This window comes from Nitrosospira multiformis (assembly GCF_900110185.1).
In the GTDB taxonomy this organism is placed as follows: Bacteria; Pseudomonadota; Gammaproteobacteria; order Burkholderiales; family Nitrosomonadaceae; genus Nitrosospira; species Nitrosospira multiformis_A.
Map to the genome: position 1 here is coordinate 19,833 of NZ_FOCT01000009.1, position 13,077 is coordinate 32,909.

The window sequence follows — 13,077 nt, forward strand, 5'->3', positions numbered from 1 at the left end:
GCGCTGTACGCAGCCTCATCCGGCCGCAGTTTTGATGCATCAATGTTTTCTTTCAGTCCCGGCCAATACTGCATCGACGTCGTCTACCCGGACTACAAATCTATGCTTACCGCTTGCCGACAATATGAAGGAGAGGTTCTCCACGAAGGCGACCTGGTCGAATTTGAGAGAAGAAGTTGTTCGCTTCAGATAATCCGACCAATCATTCCCCGTTTCGTGACAATGAAGATTAATTATGAGCTTATGACGATCATATAGAACTTGAAAGGAGGAGATCCTGCCATCTTCACGGAACAAATAATTAAAGAACATGAAATGGACAGTATTGCCCTCCGGGTCGGAAACCAGATCGTTGCTTCGTCCAGTCACCTCGCCAATCAATGGAAAACCGCGTCCGCAGGGGCAAGGCTTATCCTCCATCACCACCATGTCGCCCGTATCATACCGTGGCAGAAAAAAAACATGATTGGAAAGATCGGTGGAAATAAGCTTTCCCCCTTCGAGCACCTCCTGATAACATCGAGTGGTAATAAGGTGAAGACCCTGCCTCCGCTCGCATTCATAGGCGGATACTCCTGCATCATGGCAACCGTACTGATTGAAACAGGGTGCGTAAAATGCAGTCTCAATTACTTGACGCATCATTGGCGTCAATACCTCTGCTGTACATACGACGCCGCGCAGGGCAAAACGAGGGCGCGTTGGGGAAGCAATAACGTGCTGAGCAAGCCGGTAAATTGCTCCCGCATATCCATAGATGAGTCGAAAGCCGCCCGAGGCTATTTCTTTGGCATACGCTTGCAAGCGTTCGTCCGAAAGTTCAAAGGCTGAGAACACCTTGATGTTCATGAGCTTATAGTAAACACTCTCCTTGAAGCCAGTACTAAATAGCGATGAACCAGCAAGAAAAGCGACGGGTTCGCCAAGTCGGTAGCCAGCCGCGCGCCAGCCCAAGAGGATCCCTGCCCATAGGTAAGACTGGGATTGAGTTCCAGTATAAAAAACCAGCGGCTCTCCAGTAGACCCGCCAGTTTTCTTACGCACGCGTCTCCCGCTGTAATGGGAATTTGTTAGCTGCTCTCGATTGCGGTTTGCAAAAGCCTTGTCAATTATCGGCAGCTCTTCAAAGGAGCGGTACCCAGCATAGAGAGGAAGAGCTGCCCGAAGGGCATCGAAGTAGTGGTCCAGCAGCTGCTTTTGGCGCTGCTGTATCGCCATGCTCGACTCAAACTGTATGCTTTCCAGTTCGCGAAGCAACGCTACGGAGGATGTTCCACGCATCAAATCGATCAAATTAAATCCTACGCGTCTTAACATAGTGCTCCCTCATTTAGGCTGGAATGCTTAGCCTACCGTTTGTTTGGGTTAATGACAAACCTATTTCCGATCCTCCGGCCATGTTTTGCAACTGATAGCAACAACTTGCGTCTGAAGAAAGATATTCCGATAAATGTTTCTCTTGAAAAAGAGCGTGGATCGCGTGTCAGATAGGCATGAGTAAGAAAAGCGCGGGTATTCTGCCCTATCGCAGACGGAATGGCCGGCTGGAGGTTTTGCTTGTCCACCCTGGAGGTCCGTTTTGGAAAAACAAGGATCTCGGTGCATGGTCGATCGCAAAGGGCGAATACGAGGAGGATGAAGAACCGCTTCAGGCTGCGTTGAGAGAATTTTTTGAGGAAACGGGGCATCGTCCATCGGGATCCTTCCTTCCGCTCACGTCGCGCAAGCAACCCAGTGGAAAGCGGGTGGATGCCTGGGCTACGGAAAGCGATTGGGACCCCTCCGGATTGATCTCAAATGCCTTCAGCATGGAATGGCCGAAAGGCTCCGGCAGAATCCAGGAGTTCCCGGAGGTGGATCGGGCGGAGTGGTTTGACATTCCCGAAGGAAAGCGGCGCATCCGTCCCGGGCAGCAAGGTTTTCTTGAAGAGCTCAGCGAAAAGCTATCTTCGAAGGAATAAACAACTTCGGTCTACGTACTGCCGGACATGCCATCGCTTCGGTTTTGTTGCCGACCTATTATCGGCCGGCAATGTAATCCGGACAGAGATCGAGCGGAGCCAGGCCCACGCTTGGTCCAACTTTAGTAGCCCAGTACACCTTCGATTCAGGCCATCCGACAAGTTGTTCTTCATGTATATAGGGAGCGAGGCAACTGCTGGAACTGCTATCCGGGGAGTTGAAAATAGCGTAAGAGCTTCGTTCTATGTAACCTTGTTCGGTTCTTACATAGGGAACATATTTGGCCATTTATCGGGACTCCTTGAAGTGAATGCAAGCACCGATTGTATGGACGGTTTGTTACAGAATTTATAATGTGCGTAGGACCGCTCGGTAGTATCCATGACCTCTATCAAGAGCCCACTTGGGAGCGAAGCCAGCAGGAAAGCGAAACGCCATTGAAGTGCACGACCGTTCTGCCCTGATCCCTCGAAATATGTCGATTCATTTTTATCGGGGCCAATAGGCCGACAACCCTGGAAGTGATGTAGGTTTTCTTCAGAAAAAAGAAGGGGAAGGCTGGCAGGGCTGAAGCAAATAACCAAAAACCCGCCGAAGCGGGTTTTTGGTTGAGCGGGAGGGGATGCTTGGAAAGTTAATTTAAAGCTTGTCCGCTGCATCCTTCACGGCTTCCTTGGCGTCTCCATATTTCTTCTGTGCCTTGCCGGCAACTTGTTTGCCAAGGCCTTTAGCCTCATGCTCTTCACTTCCTGCCGCCCTTCCGGCCTCTTCCTGAACTTTTCCTGCGATGTCTTTCGCGGTTCCTTTCACTTGATCCTTATTCATAATTCGATCTCCTTTTTCTACGAAATTTTAAGATGATTTGCCGTTGTTCAGTAAATCGCTACGGCATTGGAAATCAGAGTAACGCTTTTTAGCAGCTCATACTGTTCGGTAGGGCACATTTAAAAAATTACCTTAAATTGCTTAACAGCTAAGCGTCGGAACGTTGGCAGTGTCGCTATTGATCCATACCTCGGCTCCATTAGCGGCCTCTAGCGCCTTCTCTTCGGGATTGCCCATCCGCAAATGTGAAAGTTAATTACTGTCCCAAGAGTTCACCGACCGGTTTAAGCGACTCGACTCGATCACAGATTACCTTGACAATAGCCAGTAAGGGGGCTCCGAGCAGTAAACCCGCAACGCCCCACAGCCAGCCGAAGAATAACAGTGCGATGAACAGAACTGCGGGATTCACGCGTGCAAATCTGCCCTGTAGCCATGTGGTAAACACCATTCCCACCACGCCTGAAATAAGCAAAAATACCGCTACCAGCAAGAATGCCTGCCCAAGCGAGCCAAATTGCAGCAACCCGGCAACCCCGCAGGCGAGCGCAACCCCGACAGTTCCCAGGTACGGAATAAAATGTAGCACTCCGGCAGCTACCCCCCATACGGCGGGATGCTTCAGTCCCAGCATTTCGAACGCCAGCCAGGTCATGACGGCAATTAAAACATTTGATATCAACATGACAAGGAGGTAGCGCTGGATTTGACTGTCTACTTCTTCAAGTATCCGTACTGCATCTTTCTTCTGAGAAAGCGTTGGCCCGACAAACCGTACAAGTTTGCGTCGGAAATGGCTGCCTGCGGCCAGCAAAAAATAAGTAAGCAGCAATACTACCGGGGCTTGTGCAGTAAACGTGACCAGCAGCGCTGACTGCGTGAGCATAAGATCGCGCAGCCATGTACTGTTTTCCGATTCCTTGATTATGACTGCGCGGTCTGCTGCTGATTCCAAACCGGCGTCGACAGCCACGCGCCCGAGTTCGTCCGCGGCTTGCTGAACATGACGCAATGTGCTCCAGTTCCCATCGCGCAAAATGTTTAAACTCTGCCGCAGCTTGCGAGCCGTCTCCGGAAGTTGTTCAGCCATTATCACCGCATCGGCGCTTAAAGAGAGTGTCATCCAGGAAGTGCCTCCGACGAGCCCTCCCAGTACACATATCGCCCCCAATGCGCGCGGAATACGATAGCGTTCAAACCAATCCACCACCGGGCTTAATGTGTAACTTACGAGGATGCCAAACAATAGCGGAACAAGGAAAGCCCGCGCCAGATATAGCGCGGCAATGACGGCAATAAATGCAAGTATCCAAAGAGCCGTTGCACTCCTTTCCCTTGGCTCAGTGTCAAGGAGAGTTATTTTTTCGGTAACAATCGGTGCGGCAACCTCAAGGACCGGTGCCTTCAATTCGATCGGCGATTCATCGGAGGGTGAGTTCATGGGGTTTTTGGGCTAAATGATAGAGTCGTGCTTTCGTGCGCGCGCAATCCTCTCTATTCGTCTTGGTGATTCCACGGATATTGATATCAAGCGTGGCTAAGGTAATCTGAAGACCAGCTATTGCACAATGGGCGGTGGCTCAGGATACCAGTCACAGAGATTTCCTGGAAAAGATTATTAATGTTGAGAATGATGTTCCCCTTGAGCCCCGCCGTGCACTGCATTGAGGAAGCTTGTAGCTCTGCTTTTTTGATCAATCATGAAGCTTCCCTCTGACACGGGTTGTTGATTCCGCTTGACACTGTTCCCATATTTTTTTCTGAACCCGAAACTCTTCCAATTGTTGGTATTCAAATGCTTGTAATACTATAATCACGAAATTTTAAAATTCAGCCGGTACTGAGCTAACGTGTCTTCGACGCAGTTATTTGCCTTTGGCATCAATCATCAGACCGCGCCGCTGGATGTGCGCGAGCAGGTGTCGTTCCCGCCGGACGCGATGGAGCATGCATTGCATGATCTGGTAAGCCATCGTCCGGTGAGAGAAGCGGCGATTGTTTCCACCTGCAATCGCACCGAGGTTTATTGCAGTACCGATAAGCCGGACGAAGCCACCCACTGGCTGGCGGATTTTCACCAGTTGCCGACTCGTGAGCTTGAGCCGTATCTCTACAGGTTGCCGAAGGAAAAGGCTGTAAAGCACGCCTTCCGCGTTGCCAGCGGACTGGATTCCATGGTGCTGGGCGAACCGCAGATACTTGGCCAGTTGAAGGATGCAGTGAAATCGGCTGAGCACGCAGGCACGCTCGGCATGCTGTTGCACAAGCTGTTCCAGCGCACCTTTTTTGTTGCAAAGGAGGTTCGCAGCTCCACCGAAATCGGGACAAATTCCGTTTCCATGGCGGCGGCCTCCACCCGGCTGGCGGAGCGCATTTTCGGGGACATCGGCGAGCAGCGCGTGTTATTCATCGGTGCGGGCGAGATGATCGAGTTATGTGCGAGCCATTTCGCTGCCCGTCATCCGAAGCGCATTACCGTCGCCAACCGGACTGTCGAGCGGGCGCAGGCCCTGGCGCACCGGTTGAACGGACAAGTCATCACCCTGAACGAACTTCCCGACCAGTTGGCGCTTCATGATATTGTCGTCACCTGTACTGCGAGTACGCTCCCCATTCTCGGCAAGGGCATGCTGGAGCGGGCGATCAAGGCACGCAAGCATCGACCGATTTTCATGGTGGATTTGGCTGTGCCGCGGGACGTGGAACCCGAGGTGGCGGAACTGGATGACGTGTTCCTCTATTCGGTAGATGATCTCGCCGATATCGTCAAGGAAGGCCTGGATTCCCGGCAGGGAGCGGTGGCGCAGGCAGAGGCGATTATCGACTCGAATGTGGTCAATTTCATGCACTGGCTGGAATCGCGCCAGGTTGTGCCCACCATACGCGCCTTGCGCGACCAGGCGGAGCGTTACCGACGTCATGAACTGGAACGGGCAAAAAAACTGCTGGCCAAAGGTGAGGATCCGCAGAAAATCATCGAATCCCTGAGCAACGGGCTTACCAACAAGTTTCTCCATTTACCCTCCTACGCGCTCAACCACGCCGCTGAGGACGAGCGTGACGATCTGGTCGACCTGATCAGCCGCCTGTATCACCTTCATCCCTCAGAATGAACAAAAGTATAGCTGCCAAGCTCACGCAACTCAGCGTGCGCCTGGAGGAGTTGAATCGTCTGCTGAGCAGCGAAAGCATCACGGTCAATCTCGATCAATACCGTAAGCTGGCGCGCGAACGTGCGGAGATTGCGCCCGTGGTCGACTTGTATAACGCTTATCTGCAAAGCGAGCAGGATATTCATACCGCGCAGGAGATGGCTGCTGAGGCGGAAATGCGCGAGTTTGCCGATGCCGAGATACGGGATGCCAAAGAGAGGCTGATACGTTATGGCGCGGAATTGCAGAAGCAATTGCTGCCCAAAGACCCGAACGATGAGCGCAATATTTTTCTGGAGATCCGGGCCGGTACCGGGGGAGACGAGTCCGCGCTGTTTGCGGCCGACCTGTTTCGCATGTATGCCCGTTTCGCTGAGCGCCAGCGCTGGCAGGTGGAAATCATTTCGCAAAGCCCGTCTGACGTCGGCGGGTATAAGGAAATCATTGCCAAAATCAGCGGTGAAGGTGCCTATTCCAAACTCAAGTTTGAATCGGGTGGGCACCGGGTGCAGCGCGTGCCAGCGACCGAGACGCAGGGGCGCATCCATACTTCCGCCTGCACCGTCGCGGTGATGCCAGAGGCAGACGAGATCGAGGATGTCGCGCTCAATCCTGCCGAGCTGAGAATCGACACTTTTCGCGCTTCCGGAGCGGGGGGGCAGCATATCAACAAGACTGATTCTGCCGTGCGCATCACTCACCTGCCGACGGGAATCGTAGTCGAATGCCAGGATGGTCGTTCCCAACATAAAAACAAGGCGCAGGCAATGAGCGTCCTGGCTGCGCGCATCCGCGACAAGCAGATGCAGGAGCAGCAAAGCAAACAGGCGGCAACGCGCAAGTCCCTGGTAGGTACGGGTGATCGTTCAGGACGTATCCGCACTTACAATTTTCCCCAGGGGAGGATAACGGATCACCGCATCAATCTGACGCTGTACAAGATCGAACAGATCATGGATGGGGATTTGAACGAGCTTTGCTCCGCGCTGCTGGCCGAGCATCAGGCCGAGCAGCTGGCGGCAATGGCGGAGTAGATTCCCCGTTCCGGTGTCGTCCCTCACAATTTTCGAAGCGCTGAGGCAAACCCGCGGGAACATTGCCGATATCGATGCGCGGATGCTGTTGCAGTACGTGCTCAACGTAAATCATGCTTATCTTCTTGCTCATCCCGAGCAGAAACTGACCACTGAGCAGACGCAAGCGTTTTACCTGCTGACAGACAGACGCGTCTTGGGCGAACCGGTTGCTTATCTGACGGGCAGGCGCGAGTTCTACAGTCTGGAGTTCAACGTCACGCCTGCAGTACTCGTTCCCCGGCCCGAAACCGAATTATTGATCGATCTCGCGCTGGCGCGGATTCCTTCGCGTCGCCCCTGCAGGATACTTGATCTGGGGACGGGCAGCGGCGCTATCGCGCTGACCCTGGCCAAGCATCGACCGCTGGCGGAGATTACCGCAGTCGATGTTTCAGCCGCCGCGGTCGCCGTTGCCAACGCCAACGTCGCGCGATTCAAGTTGAGTAATGTGCGCGTTATCGAGGCAGACTGGTTTGAGGGGGTGGCTGGCGAAAGCTTCGATCTGATCGTATCCAACCCACCCTATGTAGCGGGGGACGATCCTCATCTGGCCCAGGGCGGCCTGCGCTTCGAGCCGCAGATCGCGCTCGTGGCCGAAGGGGAAGGTCTTGGCTGCATCCGGTTGATCATTGATTCCGCTCCCGCTCATCTGGCGCCCGAGGGCTCACTGCTGCTGGAGCACGGTTACGATCAGGCGGAAGCCTGCAGACGCCTCCTGAGGGAAGCAGGTTTCACAGAGGTGTTCTCCCATCCCGATCTCGCTGGAATAATGCGGGTAAGCGGTGGATGGTTTAGGAGTTTCCGGGGAGAAGCTGCTAAAATGCAATAATAAAACGATATATCGAAGAATTGCCTGCTCTTGGAGGGCTTTCTCTCGATAGTCCGATTTGCAGAGCTAACGTTTTTTTGAGGAGTCAGATATGGATACGCAGGAAATCATCAAGCAACAAGTCACCACGCATCCCGTGGTGCTCTACATGAAAGGTTCCCCGGCAGCCCCGCAGTGCGGTTTTTCGGCCCATGCGGTAAAAGTCCTCAACGCTTGCGGCGTGGATGATCTTTTCGCAGTGGATGTGCTCGCCGAACCGGAATTCCGCCAGGGCATCAAGGATTACTCAAACTGGCCTACAATCCCGCAGCTCTATGTCAATGGAGAGTTTATCGGCGGCTCGGACATTGTTTCCGAAATGTACCAGAGCGGTGAGCTGCAGAAGCTGCTGGAAAGTGCCGAAGCAAAGTAAATCCAGGTAAATTGATCCATTGATTGATATCGGCGAGGGGAATGCTGTCCAATGGCCATCCCCTGAGTCCATCAATGAAGCTTGGACCTCAGGAAGCGGGACTGAAGCGACTATAGCCCGTTCATAGATTGCCTACAGGCTGATCGCAGCCGCGATGGCCCAGTACCGGGCAAACTTTCCCACGGCCATGAACAGCATGGTCGATATCCAGTTAATCCGAAGCCATCCCGCTGCCACGCATAGCACATCCCCAATGATAGGCACCCAGGCGAGCAGCAGGACGGGGCTGCCATATTTGCGCACCCAGATCAAACCCCGCGTGCTCCCCCCCAATCTTTTAAGCAGAGACTTCTCATCGGGCAGCAAGAGGCCTATCGCATAGGAACTCATGCCCCCCATGGTGTTGCCAATTGAAGCAAGTCCCAGAGCAGACCAATAAAGCTCGGGGTAGGCTGTCAGCACGCCAAATAGTACTGCTTCCGAGCCGCCCGGAAGTAACGTGGCAGCAAGAAAGCTGCTGGTGAACAGCGCCAGCAGGCTCGATTGCTCATCCATGGCAACCCTGCTTGAGAAATAAAGCCGCGTTTCAGCTAAGAAAAGCGTTGAATAAATCTTCAGCCCGATAAAAGGCTTGCAAAATGAAGCGCGTGGCCTGAGTGAAAGGTGCGAAATCCTGGTTACGACTCCTGCACCTGATAGCTCATCAGGATTGTACCAGCAACACGCTCCTGGCGGTCATTCGAAACCCCTCGAGGGTATGCTTGGGGGTAAACCGGGAAGAAGCGTTACGTTACTAGGGATAGACGCCAGGAATGGACGGCTCTCCTGCACGCCTTTTGGCGCTACCGCAATCACGCAAAAGCGTCGATCCTGGCGCCTATAACTTACTGCTATCCATCTGCGGCTGATGTGGAGAATAAACTTGCTTCTCTCCCAGCTTTTGTGTGAGTCCGCCTCCAGAATGGTGCGAGCATTCATTGCCGCTTGCATCCGGATCGAAAAAGCACATTGCGTTGCGGCCTGATGCTTTTGCCTGATACATTGCGAGATCCGCCTGCTTGAGCAACTCGTTTGTTGTGTGCGATTGATCGTTAAACAGCACGACGCCAATGCTTGCCGTGCTGTTATGTTTGCACGCACCGAGATTGAAAGGCTGATTTAAAGCACTGCGAATCCTTTCGCAAATGGCCTTTATCTGAGCAAGGGATTCCTCATAATTTTCGCTACAGTCTGTTATCAGTATTACCACAAACTCGTCGCCGCCTAGACGAGCGACCGTATCCCCTTCGCGTATACAGGAGACCAGGCGAGGAGCGAGCTGCTGCAGCAACAAGTCCCCCAAATCGTGGCCGAAAGTATCATTGAGTAACTTAAAGTTATCGAGGTCGATGAACAGTAGGGCGCCCATACGATGTTTACGGGTTCTCGCTGAGAGCGCCTGCCTTAGTCGGTCCAGCAGGAGCTGCCTATTGGGCAATCCGGTCAAGGAATCGTAGAAGGCGAGGTGCTGGATTTTGTTTTCCGCCATCTTGCGCTGGGTAATATCGGTGTTGATTGCGAAAACAGACTGTGCTTGCCCCTCGTCATTTCTAACCAAAGTCCAGCGTGCTTCAGCAAGCAATATACTTCCATTTTTGCGCCGCTGTGCGAGCTCCCCCCTCCATTCGTCCGTATTCAATAGCAGTGTGTTCGCTTCATCGAAGGCTAAGGGGTTGTCATACAGCATCTCTACAGATTTACCGATGACCTCTTCAGAAGTCCATCCGTATAACCGCTGCGCGCCCTGATTCCAAAACTGAATACTATGATCGATTCCGTGAACAATGATCGCGTCGGCTGCCTTATCAAGAAGGGAAGCTTGCTGGCGAATGTGGGCCTCAGCCTCCTGGCGCGCCTGCTCAGACTGTTTACGCTTCGTAATGTCATTAAAATAAACAGCCAGACCATCTTCCAAAGGATAGACGTGTATCTCGAACCACCCGTCCAGAGGAGCGTAGAAGATTTCAAATTTCACGGTGGTGTTTTCGACGAGCGCCCGATGGCATTCACGATCGAAGATCGTTCCTACTGTCTCCTTGAATTCTTCCCAGACCACCTTGCCCAAAAGGTCACTGCGAGGGCGTCGTAGCAGATTTTCTGCTTCCCTATTTAGACACGTGAAGCGCCATTCGCGATCCAGGGTATAAAACGCATCAGTAATACCGTCCAGAATCCTCTCTGGGCGAAGTTTAGCATGTGAAAGTTCGAGAGCTGTTGCCTTCCGTTCCTCGATAGCTGACAACAGTTTTTTATTTACCCGTCCTAGTGCCGCAGCTTTCTCTTTGTTCACTGAGATGATCTCCTGATAGATTCAAAACTCTACCTAAGTTCACCTACGATTTTAACGATCCTTCGATATGAAAGGACATATTTTTGGCTACTGGTGTCATCTGAGTATGGAGACAGGACAATGAAGCCGACCTGAACGCGACACACCACATATGCTGCTACGGTTTATCCGCTCCAGCGAAGTTTTACGCAGCTCGAATGTTGAAGGCCTGCTTGCCCTTCGGGCTCTTTGGGGTAACTTCAAACGGGGTAACTTCAAACGTTACTTTTTTGACCTTCTTTGAGCGTTTTGAATCCGGACATATTGAATATTCATATGAAATTAATAACAAATGGGAGGGTGATTCGTTTCGTACCCACAATGAGGACAAATTGGAGGAGATTTTCGTGCCTGGCTCCATACCTTATTCATCCTGATAAATAAAATCTAAATCTATTAGACGTCGAAATCGAATGATTTCAGTGTGGAGAAGCGAACTGAATTTGACTTACAGGCGTTATTTGTAGATGATATGCAAACCGATTACCCGGAAATTCTCTGAATTACCATCTCTGCTTAAGAGGAAAATCATGACAACCAGCTCATCTTTCAAGAAAAAAGTCGATTCCATCATCGATGCCAAGCACCTGTTGAAGCATCCTTTTTACCAGGCTTGGACTGCAGGCAAGCTCACTAAAGAGCAATTGCGCGGTTACGCCGAACAATATTTTCATAATGTGCTGGCCGAGCCGACCTATCTGAGTGCAGTACATTTCAATACGCCGCATTTTCATAGCGAAGACAATAGCGGCGATATCAGCGTGCGCCAGGAAGTCCTCAAGAACCTCATCAGCGAAGAGCATGGTGACAAGAACCATCCAGCCCTGTGGAAGAATTTCGCCCTGGCTCTGGGTTCGAGCGATAAGGATCTCGCACGCGCCTCTGCCCTGCCCGGAACAGCACGGCTGGTTTCCACCTTCCGCGACATCTGCCTGAACCAGCCGTTCTACGCAGGTCTTGCCGCGTTGCACGCCTTTGAATCGCAGGTGCCGTCCATCGCTTCGGTGAAAATTGATGGACTGGAGAAATATTACGGAATGAGCGATCCCTCAAGCTATGAGTTCTTCAGTGTTCATGAGGAAGCGGATGTGTACCATTCCCAGGCCGAATGGATGTTGATCGAGCGGTTTGCGGACACCCCGGAGAAGCAAGCCGAGGTGCTCGCTGCGACCATGCGCGCATGCGAGGCGCTGTGGGGGTTCCTGGATGGCGTTTATGAAAAGTATTGCGCTGATCTCACCTGCCAAGAAGAGGAGCCGGTCACGCTGCACTGAGGAAATTCCAGGGAAACTTCTGTCTGGCAGGTCCTTCATCATTCGGGGAGGCCTGCCAGTTTATCGATCAATCCCAGCTGTTGCTTGTATTTGCCTGGCTATCCCGCCTCTTTATACCTCTTCTGCACTTCTTCTCTCCACTGTTTCTCCCATCCCGCTACCTGTTTGGCGCCTATTGCTCCGCCGGCTTCAGGGGAATGATTCCATCCAGCGTTGCGAAGCACGTATTCCTTGCAGTAACCAGAAAATCGCGCAGATAGGGCCGTGTGGCGGTTTCCGCCAGCGTTGATACGTACAAGTCACTCCACAGCCCTTGCGAACCAATTCGCCGCGCGATCACATAATCGTGCTCGACATAGTTTTTAAGTCCCCAACTGGGTAGTGCGGCAATCCCCCGTCGGCTGGCGACCAATTGCAGAATTGCCACTGTAAGCTCGGCTGTGCGCCGCTCGGGTTGAACGCCTGCCGGTTTCAGCACATTGCGAATTAGATCGATACGCTCCTCCGGTACTGGATAGGTAATCAGCGTCTCGCCGGCAAAGTCGCGTGCATGGAGGATTTTCTTCGCACGTAGCGGGTGTTCCGGCGCCAGCACCGCAAGAATTTCGAAGCGAAAGAGCGGGTGGTGAACGACGCCGCGGCGCTCGATCTGCTCCGATCCGATCACCACATCCGCACCGCCTTCTTCCAGAAGCTGGATGGGATCGCTATGAAATCCCGAAACCAGATCGAGTTCGACCTCCGGCCAGTTCTGGCGGAATGCGTCCATCAGCGGCATCAGCCAGTCGAAGCAGGTGTGGCACTCCAGCACGATGCGCAAGCTACCCGAGGCATGCTCCGCCATTTTGGCAAGATTTCGTTCAGTAGCCTGTATTTCCTCGAGTACCTTGCGCGCCAATGTGACCAGATGCTGTCCTGCTTCGGTCAGTTCGATGCTTTGCCCCTGGCGACGCAATATGGGCAAGCCGTAATGGTTCTGCAACACTTTGATCTGGTGCGACAACGCCGATTGGGTCAGGTGCACGCGCTTTGCCGCCCGCGAGACGCTGCCTGTTTCATCCAGGGCTGCGAGGGTGCGGAGGTGCCGAAGTTCAAGCAGGGAGAGGGAAGTCATCGTCACAGAGAGATTTATGAATTATATTCATTAATATTTTACAACATTTCATTTGATTCATAACC

13 protein-coding genes are annotated in these 13,077 nt (G+C 52.7%); 6 read left to right on the forward strand and 7 right to left on the reverse strand.

From position 1 onward, the window contains the following. Positions 1-39: 39 nt before the first annotated feature. Entirely contained in the window at positions 40-1,317 is a 1,278-nt protein-coding gene (locus tag BMY01_RS10965) for a phenylacetate--CoA ligase family protein (RefSeq protein WP_074747106.1), read from the reverse strand. 176 nt (positions 1,318-1,493) lie between these two features. Between BMY01_RS10965 and BMY01_RS10970 the strand changes: the two genes are divergently transcribed. Continuing rightward, positions 1,494-1,961, forward strand: coding sequence for an NUDIX hydrolase (locus tag BMY01_RS10970; protein ID WP_074747108.1), 468 nt, complete (start codon positions 1,494-1,496; stop codon positions 1,959-1,961). 58 nt (positions 1,962-2,019) lie between these two features. On the opposite strand, the gene BMY01_RS17450 is transcribed toward BMY01_RS10970, so the two are convergent. From BMY01_RS17450 to BMY01_RS10980, 3 genes are all read right to left on the reverse strand, one after another. Then, positions 2,020-2,250: a hypothetical protein gene (locus BMY01_RS17450; RefSeq protein WP_139176873.1), complete on the reverse strand. Its 231-nt coding sequence runs from the start codon at positions 2,248-2,250 to the stop codon at positions 2,020-2,022. A 351-nt stretch (positions 2,251-2,601) separates the two neighbouring features. Beyond that, on the reverse strand, positions 2,602-2,787 hold the full coding sequence (locus BMY01_RS10975) for a CsbD family protein (RefSeq protein WP_074747110.1): 186 nt from the start codon (positions 2,785-2,787) through the stop codon (positions 2,602-2,604). Positions 2,788-3,043: 256 nt separating this feature from the next. Then, positions 3,044-4,228 carry an AI-2E family transporter gene (locus tag BMY01_RS10980; protein ID WP_074747112.1) on the reverse strand — a complete coding sequence of 395 codons (1,185 nt, stop codon included), beginning with the start codon at positions 4,226-4,228 and terminating at the stop codon, positions 3,044-3,046. A 409-nt stretch (positions 4,229-4,637) separates the two neighbouring features. Between BMY01_RS10980 and hemA the strand changes: the two genes are divergently transcribed. From hemA to grxD, 4 genes are all read left to right on the forward strand, one after another. Further along, complete coding sequence (gene hemA, locus BMY01_RS10985) at positions 4,638-5,900, forward strand: glutamyl-tRNA reductase (protein WP_074747114.1); 1,263 nt, start codon at positions 4,638-4,640, stop codon at positions 5,898-5,900. Then, entirely contained in the window at positions 5,897-6,973 is a 1,077-nt protein-coding gene (prfA, locus tag BMY01_RS10990; RefSeq protein ID WP_074747116.1) for a peptide chain release factor 1, read from the forward strand. Before hemA ends, prfA begins: the two co-directional genes overlap by 4 nt. 13 nt (positions 6,974-6,986) lie before the next feature. Beyond that, positions 6,987-7,844 (forward strand): peptide chain release factor N(5)-glutamine methyltransferase, encoded by an 858-nt coding sequence (gene prmC, locus BMY01_RS10995; RefSeq protein ID WP_074747118.1) that lies wholly within the window; start codon positions 6,987-6,989, stop codon positions 7,842-7,844. Positions 7,845-7,935: 91 nt separating this feature from the next. Further along, positions 7,936-8,256, forward strand: a complete 321-nt coding sequence (gene grxD / locus BMY01_RS11000) for a Grx4 family monothiol glutaredoxin (RefSeq protein ID WP_074705832.1) — start codon at positions 7,936-7,938, stop codon at positions 8,254-8,256. A gap of 132 nt (positions 8,257-8,388) precedes the next feature. Here the strand turns inward: grxD and BMY01_RS11005 are convergent, their stop codons facing one another. Next, positions 8,389-8,811 carry a YqaA family protein gene (locus BMY01_RS11005; RefSeq protein ID WP_074747120.1) on the reverse strand — a complete coding sequence of 141 codons (423 nt, stop codon included), beginning with the start codon at positions 8,809-8,811 and terminating at the stop codon, positions 8,389-8,391. 322 nt (positions 8,812-9,133) lie between these two features. Next, positions 9,134-10,585, reverse strand: coding sequence for a diguanylate cyclase domain-containing protein (locus BMY01_RS11010; RefSeq protein ID WP_074747122.1), 1,452 nt, complete (start codon positions 10,583-10,585; stop codon positions 9,134-9,136). Positions 10,586-11,154: 569 nt separating this feature from the next. Here BMY01_RS11010 and BMY01_RS11020 point away from each other — a divergent pair. Next, the gene (locus tag BMY01_RS11020; RefSeq protein WP_074747126.1) at positions 11,155-11,898 is read left to right on the forward strand and encodes a 4-aminobenzoate synthase; all 744 of its coding nucleotides are present in this window, start codon (positions 11,155-11,157) and stop codon (positions 11,896-11,898) included. 172 nt (positions 11,899-12,070) lie between these two features. Here the strand turns inward: BMY01_RS11020 and BMY01_RS11025 are convergent, their stop codons facing one another. Next, positions 12,071-13,012, reverse strand: coding sequence for a LysR family transcriptional regulator (locus tag BMY01_RS11025; RefSeq protein WP_217638657.1), 942 nt, complete (start codon positions 13,010-13,012; stop codon positions 12,071-12,073). Positions 13,013-13,077 lie beyond the last annotated feature (65 nt).

Bases quoted from the DNA above. Each gene is read 5' to 3' on its own strand.
- BMY01_RS10965 (WP_074747106.1), bottom strand. From the start codon at position 1,317: ATGTTAAGACGCGTAGGATTTAATTTGATCGATTTGATGCGTGGAACA.
- BMY01_RS10970 (WP_074747108.1), top strand. From the start codon at position 1,494: ATGAGTAAGAAAAGCGCGGGTATTCTGCCCTATCGCAGACGGAATGGC.
- BMY01_RS17450 (WP_139176873.1), bottom strand. From the start codon at position 2,250: ATGGCCAAATATGTTCCCTATGTAAGAACCGAACAAGGTTACATAGAA.
- BMY01_RS10975 (WP_074747110.1), bottom strand. From the start codon at position 2,787: ATGAATAAGGATCAAGTGAAAGGAACCGCGAAAGACATCGCAGGAAAA.
- BMY01_RS10980 (WP_074747112.1), bottom strand. From the start codon at position 4,228: ATGAACTCACCCTCCGATGAATCGCCGATCGAATTGAAGGCACCGGTC.
- prfA (WP_074747116.1), top strand. From the start codon at position 5,897: ATGAACAAAAGTATAGCTGCCAAGCTCACGCAACTCAGCGTGCGCCTG.
- grxD (WP_074705832.1), top strand. From the start codon at position 7,936: ATGGATACGCAGGAAATCATCAAGCAACAAGTCACCACGCATCCCGTG.
- BMY01_RS11005 (WP_074747120.1), bottom strand. From the start codon at position 8,811: ATGGATGAGCAATCGAGCCTGCTGGCGCTGTTCACCAGCAGCTTTCTT.
- BMY01_RS11020 (WP_074747126.1), top strand. From the start codon at position 11,155: ATGACAACCAGCTCATCTTTCAAGAAAAAAGTCGATTCCATCATCGAT.
- BMY01_RS11025 (WP_217638657.1), bottom strand. From the start codon at position 13,012: ATGACTTCCCTCTCCCTGCTTGAACTTCGGCACCTCCGCACCCTCGCA.